Here is a 19,587-nt window from a genome sequence, read left to right as displayed (position 1 = left end):
CCGATGCTGAAGCTCGCCGCACAGATGCTGCGCCGCCGCGTGGGCAGCGTGTTCGCCACCCTCCTGGCGCTGACGGTGGGAGTGGTGATCCTGATGTCCACGGGAACGCTCGTGGAGTCGGGCCTGCGATTCAAGGCAGCCCCCGAGCGGTTCGCCGCCACGGACGTCGTCGTCGCCAACAATGAGATCAGCCTCGACGAGAAGACGATGGGAGCCGAGGACACCGCCACCGTGACGCTGCCGGAGGGCGGCTCGGTGCCCGCCTCCCTGGCCGACCGGATCCGGCAGCTGCCGGGCGTGGCCGCCGTCGTCGCCGACCGGACTGTCACCGCGATCCTGCCGAACGGCAGCGCCATCGGCCACGGATGGAAGAGCACCGCGCTCACCCCGTACCGGCTGATCTCCGGCGCCGAACCCGCCCGTGACGGCGAGATCGCGCTGGACGAGCGCCTGGCCGGCTCGGCAGCTCCGGGCGTCGAGGTCACGATGCTGGTGAACGGGAGCCCGAGGGCGTACCGGGTGAGCGGGATCGTGCGTCACGAAGGCCCCCGGCCCGGCCCCGCCGCCTCGCCCGCGGTGTTCTTCACCGAGAAACACGCGGCCTCTCTCTACCCCCGTAAGGGCCGGGTCGACGTCATCGGTGTCTTCGCCGAGCCCGGCGCCGACCGCGCAGGCCTGGTGGCCGGCGTGCGCCGGCTGGCCACTGAGGCCGGTGTCAGGGCTTACGCCGGCGACGACCGAGGAAAGCTGGAACAGTCCGAGGGCCAGGCGGCCAGCACCCTCCTGGTCATGCTCGGCTCGGTCTTCGGCGGGTACGTGGTGCTGCTCGTCATCTTCGTCGTGGCGGGCACCATCGGCCTGTCGGTCCGGCACCGCCGCCGCGACTTCGCCCTGCTGCGCGCCATCGCCGCGACCCCCGCGCAGGTCGCCCGGCTGATCGTCATCGAGGTCGGGCTGCTCAGCGTGCTCTCGGTCGCCGCCGGTGTCCCCGCGGGCTGGGCCGCCACCCGATGGCTCCGCCGGGAACTCGTCGACCGGTCGTTCATCCCGGACACCTTCCCCATCCGCGCCGGTCTGCTGGCGGCGGCCGCGGTGGCCGTGGCGACGATCGTGGTGGCGGTGTGCGCCGCGCTGATCGCCGCCCGCCGGACGGTACGGATCCGCCCCACGGAGGCGCTCGGCGAGGTTGCCGTGGAGTCAGGCCGTAACAGCAGACTCCGCCTGATTCTCGGGCTCGCCGCCCTGGCCGGTGGCTTCTTCCTGACCACAGCCACCACCGCGGCGAAGGGGACCGCTGCCCTGGGTGCCGCGACCGGCCTGCTCTACATGTTCGTCCTCGCGGTCGCTCTGCTCGCGCCGTGGATCAACCGGTTGGCCGCCCGCCTTCTGGCCCCGCTGCTGCGCGGGGTGTGGGGCAACAGCGGCTACCTCGCGGCGGCCAATCTGCGCGCCAACGCCCAGGGCATGGTCACCGTCCTGACCGCGCTGGTGCTGTCGGTCGGCCTCGGCGGCTCGGTCTGGTTCCTCCAGGACAACCTGGAGCGCCAGATCGTGACGCAGAGCCACGACGGCATGCTCGCCCAGCATGCCGTGATCTCGGCCGCCGGCCTGCCCGACACCGCCCTGGACGAGGTCCGGAAGGTTCCCGGCGTGGTGGCCGCCACCGGCGTCCGCACCACCGCGCTGATACCGGACGGGGCCTCCGAGAGCGCGAGTGTCCAGGGGGTCGACCCCGGCGGCCTCGACCACATCATGGACCTCGAGGTGCACAGCGGCGACCTGGCCGACCTGCACGGACCCGCCATGGCAGTGGCGACCCAGCAGGCCGAAACCCACGGCTGGAAGATCGGCGACCAGGTCAGGGTGATTCTGGGCGACGGCTCGCGGACGGACCTACGCGTCGTCGCGATCTACGACCGGGGCATGGGCTTCGGCGACGTCACCGTCGACAAGAAGGTCATCGCCGGTCACACCGCCGCCACGGGCTATGAACGGATCCTGGTGCGCACCGAACCGGGCCGGGATGCCACCGCCGCACTGGCCGACATCGCCGCCCGGTACCCCGGCAGCGTCCTGACCGGTACGGCCGACATCACCGGCCAGCTCGCCGAGGCCTTCGCCCTCAACGCCTGGATCAACAAGCTGCTGATGGGCATCATGATCGGCTACGCCGCTCTCGCCTCCGCCAACACGATGGTCATGGCGGCCCTCGCCCGCAGCCGCGAGCTCGCCCTGCTGCGCCTGGTCGGTGTCACCACCAAGCAGGTCAAGCGCATGGTTCACGCGGAACAGGCCGGGCTGCTCGGGGTCTCGCTCCTCATCGGCGGTGCCATCGCAGCCGTGACCCTGGTGTCGGTGGTGAACGCGCTCACCGGGCAGATGGTGCCGTACGTGCCCCCGCTGGGATACGTGGCTGTCATCGGCGGCACGACTCTGCTCGCCCTGTTCACCACCATTCTGCCCATCGCGCGGCTGCTGCGCGTACCGCCGGTCACGAGCATCGGCATCAAGGAATAGCTGGATTGCGAGCGTGATTCGCCCGGCCGCCATTCGGCGGCCGGGCGACCGATGATCGCTATTCACGGTGACGGTAATGGTGGACCACCAGAGATACGGCGCAGCTGAGAGCGATGACACCGAACAACACGCTGACAAGCGTCGCACCGATGCCCGACGTGATGGCGTTCGCCGTGACGCTGAGAAAGAACAGCAGCCACAGGGCCGGTCGGAGGGGGCTGCTGTTCGAGGAAATGTGGTCCGTCATGACCACACGCTAATCGGAAAAGCGGTAAGTGACGATCCCGCCACCTCAACGACATTCAGTACAGCCTGCTGTACTGCTTCACCACCCCTCGCTGGCCTAGCGTCATGGCGCGAAATGAAATCGCTGGAGGCGGACATGCGGCGGTATATGGGTGAGCGGATACGAGCCACGGTCGACGCCCTGGAACATCTGGTCGGTGGTCTCAGCACGGCGATCCTCGCCGTCGCGGCACTGTTGTGTCTGCTCGTCGTGTTCGCCTTGAGTCTCGGCGGCGCCGGAATTCCGTTGATCCCTCATGCGCTGCGGGCCGTACGGACGGCCGCCGACCGCGAACGAGGCCGGCTTTCGCGCTGGGGCCCGGAAGTCTTCGGCGCACCACCCGTGCCGAGGCGGATCGGGCCCGCGCTACGCGACCCGGCCGTGCGTCGCGAACTCGTCTGGTTGCCGATGCACGCCTCCCTCGGCCTTGCCCTGGGCATTCTGGGGCTGACGTTTCCGCTGACCGGGTTGCAGAGCTTGACCTTTCCCCTCTGGCACCGTCTGGTGCCGCCCGAGGAGGGCGGCCCGGGGCTGGTCTCGTGGCGGATCGAGGATCTGGGCGACGCGATCGCCGTGTCCCTGCTGGGCGCCGTCATGATCGGCGCGCTCTTCGGCGCGGGCCAGTGGCTGGCCCGGCTGCAGGCGTGGCCGGGGCGCCGGCTCCTGACGCCGGCTCCGGGCACCGACCTCAGCGTGCGCGTCGCCGAGTTGACCGCCAGCCGCGCCGCCGCCCTGGACGCCCATGCCGCAGAGTTGCGCCGGATCGAGCGCAGCTTGCACGACGGTACGCAGAACCGCCTGGTAGCGGTCACCGTGCTGCTCGGCGCCGCTCGCCGGGCTCTGACCCGAGATCCGGCGGCCGGCGAGGAATTGTTCGACCGCGCGCAACGTGCCGCCGAAGAGGCTCTCGACGAGCTCCGCACGGTGGTGCGCGGCATCCTGCCTCCCGTCCTCGACGACCGGGGACTCGCCGGTGCGCTCGACGGCCTGGTCGCCGGATGCGCTCTGCCGTGCCTTCTGGATGTGCATCTGCCCGCCCGATGCGCGGCGTCGGTCGAGGCGACCGCGTACTTCCTGGTCGCGGAGGCGTTGACCAACGCGGTCAAGCACAGCGGCGCCACGACCGTGGCGGTCACCGTCGTGATGGACACGCGGACGCGCCGGCTGCGGCTCAGCGTGAGCGACGACGGTCGCGGCGGCGCCGACGAGACCGGCGGGTCCGGCCTTGCCGGCATGCGGCGCCGGGTCGAGGCGTACGACGGAAAGTTCGAGCTGACCAGCCCGCCCGGCGGGCCGACGACGATGAACGTGGAGCTGCCGTGCGGATCGTGATCGCCGAGGACGACGCCCTGCTGCGGGAGGGTCTCGCGCTGCTGCTGCGGGCGGAGGGGCTCGACGTGGTGGCGACCGCCGACAACCCGGCCGGCTTCCTCACCGCCGTGGAGCGGCACCAGCCGGACGTGGCCATCGTGGACGTCCGCATGCCCCCCACCCACACCGACGAGGGCATCGTCGCCGCCGGTGAAGCGCGGCGCCGGCAGCCCGGGCTCGCCGTGCTGGTGCTCTCGGCCTATGTCGAGCACAGCTTCGCCACCACGTTGCTCGCCGACGGCGCCGACCGGCTCGGCTACCTGCTCAAGGAGCGGGTCGGCCGGGTCGAGGAATTCCTCTCGGCCCTGAGCCGGGTCGCGGACGGCGGCACCGCGGTCGACCCGGACGTGGTCGGGCAGCTCCTCGCCCGCAGCCGCCCGGACTCCGCCCTGGACCGGCTCACCCCGCGGGAGCGGGACGTGCTGTCGCTGATGGCCCAGGGACTCGGCAACACCGCCATCGCGGCACGGCTGTTCGTCACCGAGGGGGCGGTGCACAAGAACATCCGCAGCATCTTCGCCAAGCTCGACCTCACCCCGCTCGACCACGCCGATCGCCGGGTCACCGCAGTGCTCCGCTACCTGGAGGACACGCAGGCGCAGCCGTGAGAGTGCCGGAAACGGTGCCGCGCCGGGCCGTGTCCCAGGCTGCTGCGGGGTCACCGATCGTCGTCCGGAACCGGTCGGCCACGGCATGGGCGGTGGACAGGTCGAAGAGGTCCTGCGCGTAATACAGGGCACCGGTCATTCCCACGGGCCGTCCCCGGCTGTCGAACCGCACCGACAGGGTGACGTCCAGTTCGTAGACGGTCGTGCCGGTCTCGACCGGCCGGATCGTCGTGCGGGCGCCCGGGAAATCGACTCGCGGCGCCGCCGCGCCGAAGGCGTCGAACGCGAGCAACACCTGAGCAGGCTGCGGGGTGTGTCCGGCCGGCGAGTGGAGGTACCTGACGTCGTCGATGGGGAGGTCACGGTTGGCGAGCGCGGCCTGGTCGGCCTCGGCAACCGTACGAAGCAGCGCGTCGAACGACAGGTTCCGCGCCAGCACGCTACGCAGGGTCACGAAGTTGATGAAGCACCCGACCAGCTGCCGGAAGTCGCGATGGAAGCGTCCGGCGACGGGTGAGCCGATGACGATGTCGTCGCCGGCACCGAGGGAACTCAGGGTGACGGCCAGAGCGGCGTGCAGGACGACGAACAGCGTCACGCCCGCGTCCTTCGCGATCCTGCGCAGCGTCGCGTACGCGTGGGCATCGAAGTCCAACGGGACGGCCGCGCTGCGGTAGGCGGGAATCCCGGACGGCCGCCGGTCGTACGGCAATGCGGGCTGAGCCGGCATGCCGGCCAGTGCCCGCTGCCAGTACGCGGTCTGGCTGGACCAGCGGCTCGTCCGGTCGGCGACGTCACCGAGGCGGTCCCGCTGCCAGCGGATGAAGTCGGCGTACCGGCTCGGCAGGGCCGCCCAGACGGGTGCCGCACCCGCGAGCCGGCTGGTGTAGGCGTCGGTGATGTCGTCGGCGAACGGTTTCGCGGACAGCCCGTCGAAAGCGACGTGGTGGAGGACGAACAGCACGGCATGCTCGGCAGGCGCCAGGCGGTACGCCGTGACGCGGATGGGCGGTTCGGTCGCCAGGTCGAAACGCCGCCGGGCTTCGTGGTGCAGCTGCTGATCGAGGTCCGACGCCCCGATCGTCACCGTGCGGAAGACTTCCGGGACGGACCCGGCTCTCATGATTTCCTGTTCCAGCCCGGTCGCGTCCGGTCGGAACAACGTCCGCAGCGGCTCATGCCGCGCGATCACGTCGTGGACGGCCCGATGCAGGCATGGCACGTCGAGGGGCCCTGTCACGCGGAGAACCGTCGCGATGTTCGACATCGCGGTGGGGTGGTGCAGCTGGTTCCGGCGCCAGTAATGCGCCTGCGCGGCCGATGCGGGGGTGCGTCGCTCGACGCGGGACAGCGTACGCATGGCGGCTCCAGATCCGGATCACGTAGGGCGACAGCACTCGGGCCGGTGCGGTGGCATCGCCCACCGCACCGGCCCGGAGAGGCTTGTCAGTTGCTGGCGCACAGGGCCTTGTCGAACAGGGCGAGGATTTCCGCCTGATGCGCCTCGTCGCTGGTTCCGACCAGCGTGACGGCCCGGCCGTCCGGGGTGATCGCGGCGCGGCTCTGGAAACCGTCGGCGTCGCCGCCGTGCCCGTACGCGGTGATCCCGCAGGAGAGCTTGAACTCGATCGTGCCCAGGCCGTAGCGCCAGCCTTCGGGGAATCCCGGCGCATCCACCGTCGTGCGCATGGCCGCCAGCTCGCGGGGCTTGAGCAGCCGGCCGCCCTGCAGCGCGACGAGGAACCTGTTCACGTCGCTGGGGGTGGCGATCATCTGCCCGGCCGTACCGGCGATCGACGGGTCGAACCGGGTGATGTCGACCAGGTCGCTGCCGGGGATCGGCCTGCCGTTCTCGTCCGGTGTGAACATGTAACCCCGCGGGTGCGGAGCGCGGATGCCACGTTCACCCGGAGCAGGGAAGTAGGTCTCCGTCAGCCCGGCCCGGTGGAGGATCCGGTCCGTGACCACCTCGGCGAACGGCCGCCCCGTCACCTTCTGCGCCACCAGGCCCAGCAGGATGTAGCCGGCGTTGCTGTAGCTCCACACCGGCTTCTCCCCCGGGCCGAAGGTCGGCTTCTGGGTCAATGCCGAGTCCAGCAGTTCCCGGGCGTCGAAGAAGCGGTTCCGGATTGGGAGGATTCCCTTGCTCACAAACGTGTAGGAGTCCAGCCCGCTGGTGTGTTGCAGCAATTGCCGGACAGTCATCTTCCGGCCGTCGAGGGGCGCGCCTTCTCCGGTTCCGCGCACCACTCCGGGCAGGTACTTCTCCACCGTGTCGGTGAGGGCGATCTTGCCCTCACCCACCAGTTGGAGAACGACCACGGCGGTGTACATCTTGGTGATACTGGCGATCCGCGTGTAGCCGTCCACCGGCACGTCCGCCCCTGTCCGGACGTCGCCCACTCCGGCCGTGTAGTTCGTCACCCGCCCATTGCGGTCCCGCACCGACATCAGAGCTCCGGGCAGCGACCCGTCCTGGACGATCGCGTCCAGGCTCGCCTGTAACGCCTTGTTCTTCGCCGGTCCCGTTCTGCTCCCGGACTCGCCCGCCGACGCCACCCCCGCGACCGCGATACCGGCGGCGGCCACGGCCGCCATGGTCACGGCCAGCACACCACGACGCCGCCCGAAGGCCGCTCTGGCCTTTCGCGCCGATTGATACACAACAGTGGACACGGAAACTCCTGATCACTCGTTCGGAATTGTCTTCGACAGTTTGGTCAGCACGGCCGGAAACGGCGATCCCCCGTGCTGCACAGCGTTTGGTACAGCCAGCACTACCAATATCGGGAGCGACATTCTCACTTCTTGCAGAGCGCGGCTTCGACGAGTGCCGACCGGTCCGTCTCCACCGATTGGTCCTTGACCGATCCGCGGAGGGAGGTGACCACGACGGTCACCGCCCGCCCGTCGTCGGTGACCGCGTTGGAGGTCGAGTAGCCGGGAATGTCACCGCCGTGTCCCCAGGCGAAGCCGCCGCAGCTCAGCGCAAACCTGAAGAGGCCGAGCCCGTAGGACTGGTCCGCCCCGGGTCCTACCGGGACGGTGGTGCGCATCTCTGCCAGCTGAGCGGGCTCGAGGAGCCTGCCCTGCAGCAGCGCGCGGACGAACGTGTTGAGGTCGCCCGGCGTGGAGATCAGCTGGCCGGCGGCCCACCCCCAGCCGGGGTCCATCCGCGTGAAGTCGAGCAGCTCGTCGGTCGCCCCGTCGCGCTGGTAACCGTGCGGATGCCGGCCGCGGATCTCCTGGTCCCCGGCCTCGGGCACGTACGTGTCACGCAGGCCGATCCGCCGGATGACCCGGTCGGTGACCAGCTCGTTGAACGGGCGGCCGGTGACCCGCTGCGCGATCAGACCGGCCAGCACGTAGTTGGTGTTGCTGTACGACCAGTGCTCGCCCGCGGGTACGCCGTCCGGCATGGCGTTCGCGAGGTCGACCAGGTCCCGCGGTGCGAGGTAGACGTGCTGGTACGGCAGGATGGCGTCCCTCGTGGGGAACATCGCATCGGTGTAGTCGGGCAGACCGCTGGTGTGCTGCAGCAACTGACGCACCGTGATCTTGGTGGCGTCCACGCCCTTGCCGGACACCAGGCCGGGAAGGTAGCTCTCGACCGAGGCGTCGAGCCTCACCTTGCCCTCTTCGACGAGCTGCAGCACGACGACAGCGGCGAACATCTTGCTGGCACTGCCGATCCGGACCCTGCCGTTCAGCGGAACCTTCGCGCCGGTCCGCAGATCACCGACGCCGGCCGCGTAGTACCGGGTCCGACCGTGCCGGTCGCGGACTGCGGCGAGCGCGCCCGGGTGCCGGTCGGCGCCGACGAGCTTGTCCAGGCTTTGCTGCACCGGGTCGTGGCGGAGCTCGGCCTGGGCGGCCGGTGCCGGGCCCGTGAACGCGAGTCCGCCGGCCGCGATCGCCGCGGCGGCCACCGCGGCGATCGCACGGCGACGCCTCCCGGAAGACAGTCGATCCCGTTCGGAAAGGTGCACAGACAAGGTGGACAGCTCCTCTGATCGAAGGAAGTCGGTACGTCGACTTCGGACGAACCGAGTCTTCGCGTCCGCATTCGAACGATCTATCCCGCCTGCTGCACAATCGAGGTAGCGGAGGCACCCTAAGCGCCGGCGATTGTCACCGGTCCCGCGTCGGACACGTTGGTGATCTTCAGCTGAGCCAGCGTGCCGGCCGGGGTGGAGCTGCCCGGCATGACGACGGACGAGATCCTCACGCCGGTGATCGCCGCGCCCGGCTGGCCGTTGATCCGAGCGGGCGTGGTGCCGGCGTCGCGGACGCGTACCCGGGAGATCGTCACCCCGTCGACCGGCCCGACCCCGAGCGCGGTGCCGGTCCAGAGAGCCAGCCACGTCCGGTTGCCGTCGTTGCTGAAGCTCAGGTGTTCGATGTCGACGTCGGAGAACGTGATGCCGGCGGCCTCGGCCGCGCCGTACTTGTGGTGGACGCCGATGCCGACGGCCGCGTCGTGGACGACGACGTTGCGGAAGGTCACGTCGGTCTGCGGTTGCAGGACGCCCTGCCCGACCTTGACGCCGTAGCAGTACGTCCACGAGATGATGTCGTCGAAGACGACGTCGTCGAGCGGGCGCGAGCCGCCGGGAACGTTGCGCAGGATGTCGGTGTCGGCCGCCCACGTCTTGGTGCTGAACGGGTCGTCCAGCCCTATCCCGATGGCATGGGTGACCCGGACGTTCGTCGACTCCATGACGTCGATGCCGTCGTTCTCGCCCATGTCGAACCGGTTGAACGTCTTGACGTTGCGGAACGACAGGTTGGTGGAACGGGTCGGGGTCACCGCCCAGCTGCTGGACTCCCGGAACGTGATGCCGTCGGCGGTGAACCCGTTCGTCAGGACCGGCACCAGCAGGTTGACCCCGAGGTTCGAGGGCTGCAGGCTCGCCGCGCCGTTGCCGTCGATGACGCCCCGGCCGTAGACGGTGATGTTCGTCGACGAGTACCGCGTCGAGAGGAACCAGGTGACGTCGCGGTTCTGCGAATCCTTGTGCCAGTGCGCGGTGTAGTTGGCGCGCACGCCGGTGTAGCGCAGTACGGCGCCCGGCTCGAGGTACAGCGCAAGGTTGCTGCGCAGGTACAGGTTGCCCAGCGTCCACACCCCCGCGGGTACGTAGACGATGCCCTGCCGCCCGTTGGCCGAGCCCCACGCGGCGGCGTCGTTCAACGCGTTCTGGAACGCGGTGGTGGAGTAGCCGCCGGTGCCGGGCTGCGCGGAGTACGGCGCCGACCGGACGTTGTAGACGCCGGCACCCGACGACGCGGGCCGGTTCGTCTCGGCCGGGTCGATGGCAAGCACCAGGTTGGGGCGGCCGTCGAGCTTGACGATGAGGTATTCGTCGCTCGGTACGGTGAACGTCAGGGTGGATCCGCTCACGGAGCCGGCGAGCCCGAGCTTCTGCGGGCTGATGCTGTACGCCCCGATGGTCGTGTTGTTCAGCTTCGTGACGGCGACCGTGGCCGTCCCCGAGCCCATCGCGAGCTGGGCGACGTCGTACCCGGGCAGCTTCATGACGGGAACGTCGACGCCGTTGACGGCCAGCCGGTAGTCGCTCGACGCGGGATAGATCGATGGGACGGGATAGACCTGCAGGGCGGCCGGCGCCGCGGCAGCGGCGGCGGGTCGCATCAGGACGACGGCACCGACCAGCACGAGGGCGATGGCAATGAGGTGAGAGAACGTCGATCGGGCTCTGGTCAAGGCGGAACAGCTCCTTCGAGCGGGCAACGGATGCCCCGATCCTTCTGAGCTCGTTCCGGGTGGTCCATCCAGCTCACTACCCAATCGCCGGCTGCTATGCCACCTTGGCGAGTTCGCGGCCCGGCTGGAGGTCGGTCGCCAGGCTCCGCGCCTGCGCCCGGATCTCCGGCACAGCGGTCGTCTCCCATTGCGTGCCTCGCCGCAGCGGCCCGATCAGCCAGAGCCGGTCGTGCACCCGGCCGTCCGCCGCGACCACCCGGCCCTGGGCGTCGATGGCCAGCCCCAGCTGGTGCGGCCCCGGCGTGGCCAGACCGGCCTCCAGCAGCCCGGCGACCAGCGGCCCCGCGCTGCCCGGCAGCCGGCCCGGGCCCGCGCAGTTGACCACGGCCGCGTAGTCCGCGAGGCCCGGCCAGGCGGCCACCCCGCCGCGGCGGATCTCCAGCAGGCCGGCCTCGCGCAGGCCGACCACCCGGGCCGCCACCTCCGGGGCCATGCGGTGCCGGTGACATTCCCACGTACGGGCGAGGTGCCGCAGGAAGGCATCCTGCTCGTCGGCGGTCAGCGCGGTCCACAGGCGGTCCAGGTACGGCCGCATCCCGTCCACCACCGGACGCCAGTCTCCCGCGTCGCCGGCGGCGGCCCGTACGGCCCGGACGACGTCGCGCAGCGTGGCACAGTCGTCGAGCGCCGGCGCGGCGGGCGGCGCGGCGGCGACGGTGTGGGTGAGCGGCAGCAGGCCCCGCCGGCTCACCGCGACGACGGGGGCGGTGCGGCGGCCGTCCGCGGTGAGGGTCAGGGCGACGTCGACGGCGGTCAGGCCGGTGCCGACCAGCAGCACCGGCCGGTCGGGCGGCAGGGCGTCCAGCGCACCGGGGCGCCACGGGTCGTCGATGTAGTTCGGGTGTCCCAGCCGCTGCCGGGCCGGAGCGGGACCTCCGGTGGCGAGGACGATGTGGTCGGCCCGCACCGCCGTACCGTCGTCCAGCACGACCGTGCCGCGGCCGGCTTCGGGAAAGACCCGTGTGGCCCGGGCCTGGCGTAGCCGGAACCGGCCGGGGTGGGCGGCAACGGCCGCGTCGAGCACGGTACGCAGGTAGCGCCCGTACTCACTGCGCGGCCGGAACTCGGCCGGCGCGGCACCGGACCAGCGCGCGAAGTGACCGGGGTCGTCAGGGTCGGCGCTCATCGCCCCGGCCCGCGAGTTCAGCAGATGCCAGGGCCGCGCGGAACCGTACGCGACGCCGCCGCCGGGCTCCCCCGGCTCCACGAGCACGACGTCGTCCTCACCGTTGCTGAGAAGCTCCCGCGTCACCAGAACGCCGGAACAGCCCCCGCCCACCACCGCCACCGTACGCCGCATGGCTTCCCCCTATCTCCTATTAACACGATAGGGAAAACAGGCTTTGGAAGCTAGAGAGCCACGCCGCCACCTTCGACGACAACCGGAACGAAATCGGACGACCGAAGCGGAACAAGACCGGGCGGACCGGCCGAGCAATGCTCGCACCGGCGAGAAAAAGGCGAGCGACCCGGCGCGAGCGGCCCGGCGCGAGCGGCCCGGCGCGAGCGACCCGGCGGGGCCCACGGGGCCGGATGGCGGCGTGATCCCGGCCGGGACGGCAAGCGGCCGGGCGTGTGCCACTCCCGCTTCACTGGGGGCGTACGTGAAAAGGCGTGGACCTCGCCCGGGCACCGCGTGAGGCCGGCCTGCTCAGGATTCGTCGACGGTGATGGTTGCTTCGTCCGAGAGCCGGTAGCCGACGCCGTACACCGTCGTCACGATGTCGGGGTTGCCGAGCTTGGTGCGGAGCCGGCTCACGTGGACGTCGACCGTGCGGACAGTGGTGTGGGTGTGTCCCCAGACGTGGCCGAGGAGCTGGTTCCGGCTGAAGACCTGGCGGGGGTGGTGGGCCAGGAAGAGGAGAAGTTCGTATTCGAGGCGGCTCAGGTCGAGGGGGTGGCCGTCGAGGGTGACCGTACGAGGGCGGGTCGAGAGGCGGAGGCCTCCGGTCGCCGAGGGCAGGGCCTGCCCCGGCAGGGTGGGCGCATCGAGGGCGATGTCGGCGCCGGGGCCGGCGGCGGCGAGCAGGTCGCGGAGGGCGGCCAGGACGCGTTCGCTCTCCTCCGAGCCGGGGGCGCCGAGGGTGATGGTGACGGTGACCGACGAGGCCGGGTCCGCCGGGAGGGCGCGCAGGCGGGCGGCGGCGCGGGGGCGGCCTGCGGGGCCCCGGCGGGCGGGGGCCGTGCGGCCCAGGGACAGGTCGGCCTGGGTGGTGCGGCTCGGGGACAGGTCGGCGACGGCGAGAACGGACATGGTTTCGGCCCTCCGGAGGGTGTCACCGCAGCCGGATCTCGGCGGCGGATAAACAATACTTTTCCCATGTGTGGGATAGGTTTATAGGCGCACCGCGGCGCGCAGAAGATCATGCAGAAGGGGTACCGGCGGGAGTCAGCCGGCGCACCGGGGGATCAGCAGGCGCAACACCGGGCACTCGCGCACCGGAGGAGATCGATGGCGAGGCGGGACGTCAGTCGTGCGTCGCGCAACTGCATACGTGCGATCCTTCTCGCTCCGCCGATCCGGGTCAAAAGAAATCCAGAATGCGGGAGTATTTTCCACCGAAAATACAAAGCCGGCGCGCCGCCACCCGAAAAGGTGACGGCGCGCACATTTGACATTCCTGTCCGGCCGTGACCGGACCGGCGAAAGTCATCTACTCGCGGCGGTCGGCCCCGGCCCGGACGGACGGGATCAGCCCGCAGCGCCTACCAGCCGCTCCGCTTCGCGACGGGCGACCTCGGCCCGGACCGACGGGATCAGCTCGCGGCCGTAGTCGACCGCGTCGTCCAGCGGGTCGTACCCCCGGATCAGGAACGTCGTGACGCCCAGGTCGTAGTAGTCCAGCAACGCCCGGGCGACGGTGTCCGGGGTGCCGACCAGCGCGGTCGAGTTGCCCGCCGCGCCGCTTGCCTTGGCTGTGGCCGTCCACAGTGCTCGGTCGTGCCGGTCGCCGGTGGCCGCCGCGGCGAGCAGGCGCTGGGAGCCGACGTTGGCCGGGTTGTCGCGGTCGCGGTTGCGGAAGAAGCGGGGCGCCGACACCGCGCCGATGCGGTCCAGGATGCCGTGCGCGCGTTCCCACGCCAGCTCCTCGGTGGGACCGAGGATGGGGCGGAAGGACACCGAGAACCGGGGGTACGGGCGCCCGGCCGCGTCCGCTGCGGCGCGTACGGCCGCAATCTGTTCCTCGATCTGCGCGAGCGGTTCCCCCCAGAACATGTGGACGTCCGCGTGTTTCACGCCGGTGGCATAGGCGGCCGGCGAGGAACCCGAGAAGTACAGCGGAATCGTGCCGTTCACGGGCCTGACCTGGGAGACGAAGTCCTCGAAGCGGTAGAAGCGCCCCGCGAAGGAGAACGGCGAGTCAGACGTCCACGCCTGACGCAGGACCGTCAGGTATTCGTCGGTGCGGGCGTACCGGTCGTCCTTGCTCAGGTAGTCGCCGTCGCGGCGCTGCTCCCCGTCGTGGCCGCCGGTGATGATGTTGAGGGTGACGCGGCCGCCGGTGAAGTGGTCGAGGGTCGCGAAGGTACGGGCGGCCAGCGTCGGGGCCACGAAGCCGGGGCGGTGGGCCACCAGGTACGTCAGCGTGGTGGTGTGCGCCGCCGCGTACGCCGCCACCTGCGCCCCGTCCGGGTACGCCGAGCTGTATCCGATGAGCACCTGGTCGAAGCCGGAGTCCTCGTGCGCGCGGGCGATCCGCGCGGTGTACGCCGGGTCGACCAGCGCCGTGGTCGCGGGCGTGCTCTCGGAGCCGTCCTGGGTGGCGATGAGGCCGATGAAGTCGACGGGCATGTCAGTCCTTTCCGGACGGCCGGAGGGAAGGCAGGTTGACGACGATGGCCTCCTGCGTGGTACGGGCGATGACGACGACCGCCTCGTTCTCGGGGTCGGGGTTCTCCTCGCGGTGCGGCACCCACGGCGGCACGAACACGTAGTCGCCGGGTTTCGTCTCGAGGCGCCGTTCCGTGCCGGTGTCCGGGTCGAGGAAGACGAAGACCGGGTTGCCGCGGACGACGTAGATGGCCGTCTCGGACTCCCCGTGGTGGTGGTTGTCGCTGGCGGTCGACGCGGCGACGTGGGTCTCCCCCATCCACAGGTCCTTGCTGCCGACGGTCTTGCCGCTGATGGCTTCGACGCGGCGCATGCCGGTGGTCTGCGCGGTGTCGCCGGAGAGCCCGAGCGGCGCGATGTGGTGCAGCCTCTGGTGAAAGTCGTCCGTCATGGGTTCTCCAACGGGGGTTCGTAGGCGCGGACCGGCGGCAGCGGCCCGGTGAACGGGGAGATCTCGACCCGGGCCTGCTGGCCCGTACAGCCCTGGGAGAGCCGGGACGTGCCCGCATCGGCGGTCAGCGCGTTCGGATTTCCGTGTACGCAGGTCGCCACGTCCGGCGCGGACGGGTCGAACCACGCGCCGGTGGCCAGCTGCGCCACGCCCGGCATGCAGTCGTCGGAGAGCACCACCCCGGCCAGCAGGCTGCCGATCTCGTTGTGCACACGCACGACGTCTCCGGCCCGGATGCCGCGCGCCGCGGCGTCGAACGGGTTCATCCGCAGCGGCTCGCGCCCGTGCACCTTCGAGTCGCGGGACACGGCACCCATGTCCAGCTGGGAGTGCAGGCGGGTCGGCGGCTGGTTGCAGATGAGCACGATGGGTGCCGGCTCAGGGCGGAAGTACGTGGGCACGCCCGGGCAGTCGTCGTATCCGAAGCCCGCGACGGTGTCCGACCAGAGCTCGATGCGGCCGCTGGGGGTGTCGAGCGGACGGCCGGCCCGGAAGTCCGCGAACAGCACGGTGTCCTCCCGGCGTCCGGGCAGCTCCAGCTCACCGAGCGCCCAGAACTCGTCGAAGGTGGGCCCGTGCGGCCAGCTCTCATAGAGATGACGCAGCCACTCCGGCACGGTCCGCCCCTCGGTGAAGGCATCGCCATACCCGAGCCGGGCTGCGAGGTCGGTGAAGATGGCGTAGTCGTCGCGGGCCTCGGCGTACGGGGCGTCCGCGGCCTGCATCGCGATCAGGTGGGTGTCTCCGCGCCCGACGCCGAGGTCGTCGCGTTCCAGCGGGGTCGTCACCGGCAGCACCACGTCGGCGTGCCGCGCGGTGGCCGTCCAGTACGGCTCGTGCACCACCACGGTCCGGGGCCGCTGGAACGCGCGCCGCAGCCTACCGAGATCCTGGTGGTGGTGGAACGGGTTGCCGCCGGCCCAGTACACGAGCTCGATGGGCGGGAACGTGTGCCGCCGCCCGTCGTAGTCGAACTGCTCCCCCGGGCGCAGCAACAGGTCCGCGACGAGCGCACACGGGATGAAGTCCGGCACCGGGTTCGGGACCTGCGGGAAGGTCGGCAGGCCGTACGGGAGCCGGCCGCCGCCGACGTCGCCCATCGAGCCGTACCCGTGCCCGAAGCCGCCGCCCGGCAGCCCGATCTGGCCGAGTGCCGCGGCCAGCGCGAGGCCCGCCCACAGCGGCTGTTCGCCGTACGGGGTGCGCTGCAGCGACCAGCTCACCGTGACCAGCGTGCGGCCGGCCGCCATGCGCCGGGCCAGGTCCACGATGGACTCCGCTGGCAGGCCGCTCTCGGCCGACGCCCAGGCCGGGGTCTTGTCCTTGACGTCCGCGAGCAGGCGTTCGGCACCTACCGTGCGCCGCTCGAGAAAGTCCAGGTCTGCGAGCCCTTCCTCGGCCAGCACGTGGATGAGCGCGAGCATGACGGCCACGTCGGTGCCGGGGCGGATCGGGAACCAGTCTCCGCGCAGTTCCGGCGAAAGGTCGTCGCGGAGCGGGGACAGCGAGGCGACGCGCAGGCCGCGGGCCGTGGCCGCGCGCAGGTGGCCGCGGAAGTCGTGCGTCGCCCGGCCGCCCGGGGTGACGGACGTGTTGGCGGTCCGGATGCCGCCGAACGCGACGATCAGGTCGGTGTGGGCGGCGATCACCGGCCAGTCGGTGCCCGCGCGGATCACGTCGTGGGCGCCGCGCGGGCCGACCAGGTGCGGGAACGTCACGAGGGACGCGCCGAGGCTGTAGCTGTTGCGCGACCCGGTGAAGCCGCCGCCGAGGGCCAGGAAGCGGTGCAGCTGGGACTGGGCGTGGTGGAAGCGGCCGGCGCTGGCCCAGCCGTACGAGCCGCCGAAGATCGCGCTGCGGTCCCGGACGCCGGCCAGCGCCTCGGCCACGGCGTCGAGCGCGGTGTCCCAGGTGACCTCCTCGAAGGAGTCGTACCCGCGCCCCGCCCGGTTGCGCCGCAGCGCCGGCCGCGCCACCCGGGAGCGGTGCCGGTGCGCGGCGGCGATGTTGCCCAGCAGCGGCGAGGGATCCGGGTCGCCGGGGCGGGGCGTGACGCGCAGCGCCGGTCCCGTCCCGTCGACCCGGAACGCTCCCCAGTGCGAGCTGCTGGTGGTGGTCACCGCTCGACGACTCCCAGCTCCGCGAGCAGCTCGGCGCGCAGCGCGACGAACGCCGCGTCGCCGCGGGAGCGGGCCGCCGCGGTGACCCGGTGGTCGGCGGCGATCCGGCCGTCGCGCATGGTCAGCACCCGGTCGGCGAGCAGGATCGCCTCGTCGACGTCGTGGGTGACCAGCAGCACGGCGGGGCGGTGCCGGGAGATGAGGTCGCGGACCAGGCCGTGCATCCGGATGCGGGTGAGCGCGTCCAGCGCGGCGAACGGCTCGTCGAGCAGCAGCAGCTCCGGCTCGCGGACCAGGGCGCGGGCCAGCGCCACCCGCTGCGCCTCGCCGCCGGAGAGGGTGACCGGCCACGCCTCCGCGTGGTCGCCGAGGCCGACCTCCTCCAGCGCGGACTGTGCCCGCGCCCGGGCGGTCGAGCGCGGCAAGTTGATCGCGACGTTGCGCCAGACCCGCCACCACGGCAGGAGCCGGTGCTCCTGGAAGACCACCGTGGACGACGGCGGGACGGTCAGGTCACCGCCGTCCACCGGGTCGATGCCGGCGAGCGTACGCAGCAGCGTGGTCTTGCCGCACCCACTCTTGCCGATCAGCGCGACGAACTCGCCGCGCCGGATCTGCAGGTCCAGCTCGTGCAGCACGGTGCGGTCGCCGTAGCGGCGGGTGACCGAGCGCGCGACGACGGCGGGCGCCTCGACGGCGGTGCTCACAGCTTCACCGCGTGCTCGGCGATGTCGATCTTGCCGCTGAGCACCTTGCGCTCGCTGAGCCAGTCCGCGCCGGCCTGGAGCGCGGCGATGCCCTCGTCGTTGATCAGGCTCCACGTCGTCTGCACGTTCTGCTCCACGATCTTGTCGACGACCGGCTGCGGGTACTTGGACACCTCGTTGCCGATCTTCTGCGCCTCGGCCTGGTTCGCGTTGGCCCAGTCCGCCTCGGCCTTGTACGCGGCGATCACCTTGCGGATCGTGTCCGCCTCCTTCTTGGCATACTCCTCGCGGACCAGGTATGTCCCGAAGTCGATCTGCCGGTCGAGCTCCTTGCCGTCGGTGAAGAGCCGCTTGGCGCCGTACTGCACCTCGGCGAGCTCCATCGGGCCGGACCAGATGCCCCACGCGTCCACCTTGCCGCTGGCGAAGGCCGGGGCGGCGTCCGGCGGGTTGAGGTACGTGAAGGTGACCGACTCGCGCGGCACTCCGTACTTCTCGAGCGCCGCGACGAGCAGGAACTCGCCGAGCCCGGCCTTGTTGACGGCGACGTTCTTGCCGGCCAGGTCCTTGACGGAGGTGATGCCCGAGTTCGGCAGCACGAGGATCGACGACAGCCGCGGGGCGGTCTTGGCCCAGGCGACGTACTTGAGCTTGTTGCCGGACAGCAGCGCCTGGTCGGCCGGGGTGGAGCTGCCGCCGAAGCTGAAGTCTGCGGTGCCGGTGGCGACGGCCTGCAGGGTGGGCGCGTGGTTGGGGAACGGGCCCACCCACTCCACGTCGATACCCTGATCCTTGAGCGTCTTCTCGAAGACGCCGCGGGTCTTGGGCACCGAGATCACGCCGTACGTGAGCCGGACCTTCTTGCGCCCGCCGGCCTCGGCCGCGGTGCTGCCGCACGCCGCGAGCACGGGAAGAGAGAGGGCCGCTCCCAGCAAGTTGCGACGGGACAGGGTCACTTGGTTCCTCCGGTGTAATTGGGGTGCCAGGCCAGGAGACGTCGCTCCAGGGCCCGGGCGATCAGGTCGGTGGTCAGGCCGATGAGCGCGTACAGGACGATGACCAGGACGATCACGTCGGTCTGCAGGAATTCGCGGGCGTTGGTGGCCATGTAGCCGATGCCGGCGGGCGCGCCCACCGTCTCGGCGATGACGAGCGCGAGCCACGCGTTGGTGAGCGCCAGCCGTACGCCCAGCAGCACGGACGGCAGCGCGCCGGGCAGGATCACCGTGCGGACCAGGCGCAGCCGGGGCAGGCCGATGACGCGGCCCATCTCCAGCAGCTTCGGGTCGACCTGGCGGATGCCGAGCACGGTGTTGAGGTAGATCGGGAAGAGCGTGCCGAGCGCGACCAGGAAGTACCGGCCGCTCTCGCCGACGCCGAACCAGACCATCACCAGCGGCAGGATCGCCAGGAACGGGATGGCCCGCACGATCTGGATGTTGCGGTCGACGATGGCCTCGCCGAGCCGGGAGAAGCCGGTCAGCGTGCCGAGCACGAGCCCGAGGCTGCCGCCGATGGCGAGCCCGATCGCGGCCCGCTTCAGGCTCTCCCACAGGTGGGTCGGCAGCTCGCCGGTCTCGGTCAGCCGCCAGGCGGTGGTGCCGACCGAGCTGGGCGCGGGCAGCACGTTCGGTGCGATCACCCCGGCCCGGGCGAGCAGTTCCCAGACGCCGAGCAGCAGCAGCGGCACGGCCCAGGAGATGACCTTGTACGGCAGCCCGCGACGGCGCGGAGCGACCCTCGGTGCGCTGGTCTGCACCGCCGGACCGCGGAGTTCGACAGCGGTGATGGCAGGGGTGGACATGGCGGCAACTCTTGCGGTGCCAAGTTCTCCATGTCAAGTAAACCCCCTAGGTTTACTAGGATATGGGATCACCGTTGACACCTCGCCTGCGAGAGGCGCACGG

General features: G+C 71.1%; 16 protein-coding genes. 3 read left to right on the top strand and 13 right to left on the bottom strand.

The features are described 5' to 3' along the window. Positions 1-3: 3 nt before the first annotated feature. Positions 4-2,517 carry an ABC transporter permease gene (locus IT780_RS11305; protein ID WP_199511389.1) on the top strand — a complete coding sequence of 838 codons (2,514 nt, stop codon included), beginning with the start codon at positions 4-6 and terminating at the stop codon, positions 2,515-2,517. Positions 2,518-2,575: 58 nt separating this feature from the next. Here IT780_RS11305 and IT780_RS11300 read toward each other — a convergent pair whose 3' ends face one another. After that, a complete protein-coding gene (locus IT780_RS11300) occupies positions 2,576-2,764 on the bottom strand; it encodes a hypothetical protein (RefSeq protein ID WP_199511388.1) in 189 nt (62 codons plus the stop codon). Between IT780_RS11300 and IT780_RS11295 the strand changes: the two genes are divergently transcribed. Both IT780_RS11295 and IT780_RS11290 read left to right on the top strand, forming a co-directional pair. Next, positions 2,753-4,135, top strand: coding sequence for a sensor histidine kinase (locus tag IT780_RS11295; protein ID WP_307831137.1), 1,383 nt, complete (start codon positions 2,753-2,755; stop codon positions 4,133-4,135). The genes IT780_RS11300 and IT780_RS11295 overlap by 12 nt on opposite strands. After that, a complete protein-coding gene (locus tag IT780_RS11290) occupies positions 4,123-4,782 on the top strand; it encodes a response regulator (protein WP_199511387.1) in 660 nt (219 codons plus the stop codon). The genes IT780_RS11295 and IT780_RS11290 overlap by 13 nt, the downstream gene beginning before the upstream one ends. Here IT780_RS11290 and IT780_RS11285 read toward each other — a convergent pair. The 12 genes from IT780_RS11285 to IT780_RS11230 form a co-directional block, all read right to left on the bottom strand. Further along, the gene (locus IT780_RS11285) at positions 4,736-6,142 is read right to left on the bottom strand and encodes a condensation domain-containing protein (protein WP_199511386.1); all 1,407 of its coding nucleotides are present in this window, start codon (positions 6,140-6,142) and stop codon (positions 4,736-4,738) included. The two genes, IT780_RS11290 and IT780_RS11285, sit on opposite strands and share 47 nt — an antisense overlap. A gap of 86 nt (positions 6,143-6,228) precedes the next feature. Further along, a complete protein-coding gene (locus tag IT780_RS11280; protein WP_233412684.1) occupies positions 6,229-7,380 on the bottom strand; it encodes a serine hydrolase domain-containing protein in 1,152 nt (383 codons plus the stop codon). A 203-nt stretch (positions 7,381-7,583) separates the two neighbouring features. Continuing rightward, on the bottom strand, positions 7,584-8,711 hold the full coding sequence (locus IT780_RS11275; RefSeq protein ID WP_199511384.1) for a serine hydrolase domain-containing protein: 1,128 nt from the start codon (positions 8,709-8,711) through the stop codon (positions 7,584-7,586). A 185-nt stretch (positions 8,712-8,896) separates the two neighbouring features. Then, positions 8,897-10,510: a glycosyl hydrolase family 28 protein gene (locus tag IT780_RS11270; RefSeq protein WP_233412528.1), complete on the bottom strand. Its 1,614-nt coding sequence runs from the start codon at positions 10,508-10,510 to the stop codon at positions 8,897-8,899. A gap of 94 nt (positions 10,511-10,604) precedes the next feature. Continuing rightward, positions 10,605-11,870 carry an FAD/NAD(P)-binding protein gene (locus IT780_RS11265; protein WP_199511383.1) on the bottom strand — a complete coding sequence of 422 codons (1,266 nt, stop codon included), beginning with the start codon at positions 11,868-11,870 and terminating at the stop codon, positions 10,605-10,607. 351 nt (positions 11,871-12,221) lie between these two features. Next, a complete protein-coding gene (locus IT780_RS11260) occupies positions 12,222-12,824 on the bottom strand; it encodes a winged helix-turn-helix domain-containing protein (protein ID WP_199511382.1) in 603 nt (200 codons plus the stop codon). 438 nt (positions 12,825-13,262) lie between these two features. Beyond that, the gene (locus IT780_RS11255; protein WP_199511381.1) at positions 13,263-14,363 is read right to left on the bottom strand and encodes an LLM class flavin-dependent oxidoreductase; all 1,101 of its coding nucleotides are present in this window, start codon (positions 14,361-14,363) and stop codon (positions 13,263-13,265) included. A 1-nt stretch (position 14,364) separates the two neighbouring features. Beyond that, positions 14,365-14,793, bottom strand: coding sequence for a cupin domain-containing protein (locus IT780_RS11250; protein ID WP_199511380.1), 429 nt, complete (start codon positions 14,791-14,793; stop codon positions 14,365-14,367). After that, complete coding sequence (locus tag IT780_RS43050; RefSeq protein WP_199511379.1) at positions 14,790-16,973, bottom strand: molybdopterin-dependent oxidoreductase; 2,184 nt, start codon at positions 16,971-16,973, stop codon at positions 14,790-14,792. The genes IT780_RS11250 and IT780_RS43050 overlap by 4 nt, the downstream gene beginning before the upstream one ends. Beyond that, entirely contained in the window at positions 16,970-17,680 is a 711-nt protein-coding gene (locus tag IT780_RS11240; protein WP_199511378.1) for an ABC transporter ATP-binding protein, read from the bottom strand. The genes IT780_RS43050 and IT780_RS11240 overlap by 4 nt, the downstream gene beginning before the upstream one ends. Then, positions 17,677-18,636 (bottom strand): aliphatic sulfonate ABC transporter substrate-binding protein, encoded by a 960-nt coding sequence (locus IT780_RS11235; RefSeq protein ID WP_199511377.1) that lies wholly within the window; start codon positions 18,634-18,636, stop codon positions 17,677-17,679. The genes IT780_RS11240 and IT780_RS11235 overlap by 4 nt, the downstream gene beginning before the upstream one ends. Next, the gene (locus IT780_RS11230) at positions 18,633-19,484 is read right to left on the bottom strand and encodes an ABC transporter permease subunit (protein ID WP_199511376.1); all 852 of its coding nucleotides are present in this window, start codon (positions 19,482-19,484) and stop codon (positions 18,633-18,635) included. Before IT780_RS11230 ends, IT780_RS11235 begins: the two co-directional genes overlap by 4 nt. Positions 19,485-19,587 lie beyond the last annotated feature (103 nt).

This window comes from Nucisporomicrobium flavum (assembly GCF_016464385.1).
GTDB lineage: Bacteria > Actinomycetota > Actinomycetes > Mycobacteriales > Micromonosporaceae > Actinoplanes > Actinoplanes flavus_A.
Note: the sequence above shows the minus strand (reverse complement) of the source record. Positions and strands in the feature narration are given on the sequence as shown.

Coding starts and splice junctions, on each gene's coding strand:
- IT780_RS11255 (WP_199511381.1), bottom strand. CDS start 14,363: ATGCCCGTCGACTTCATCGGCCTCATCGCCACCCAGGACGGCTCCGAG.
- IT780_RS11250 (WP_199511380.1), bottom strand. CDS start 14,793: ATGACGGACGACTTTCACCAGAGGCTGCACCACATCGCGCCGCTCGGG.
- IT780_RS11300 (WP_199511388.1), bottom strand. CDS start 2,764: ATGACGGACCACATTTCCTCGAACAGCAGCCCCCTCCGACCGGCCCTG.
- IT780_RS11280 (WP_233412684.1), bottom strand. CDS start 7,380: ATGGCGGCCGTGGCCGCCGCCGGTATCGCGGTCGCGGGGGTGGCGTCG.
- IT780_RS11265 (WP_199511383.1), bottom strand. CDS start 11,870: ATGCGGCGTACGGTGGCGGTGGTGGGCGGGGGCTGTTCCGGCGTTCTG.
- IT780_RS11285 (WP_199511386.1), bottom strand. CDS start 6,142: ATGCGTACGCTGTCCCGCGTCGAGCGACGCACCCCCGCATCGGCCGCG.
- IT780_RS11230 (WP_199511376.1), bottom strand. CDS start 19,484: ATGTCCACCCCTGCCATCACCGCTGTCGAACTCCGCGGTCCGGCGGTG.
- IT780_RS11260 (WP_199511382.1), bottom strand. CDS start 12,824: ATGTCCGTTCTCGCCGTCGCCGACCTGTCCCCGAGCCGCACCACCCAG.
- IT780_RS11305 (WP_199511389.1), top strand. CDS start 4: ATGCTGAAGCTCGCCGCACAGATGCTGCGCCGCCGCGTGGGCAGCGTG.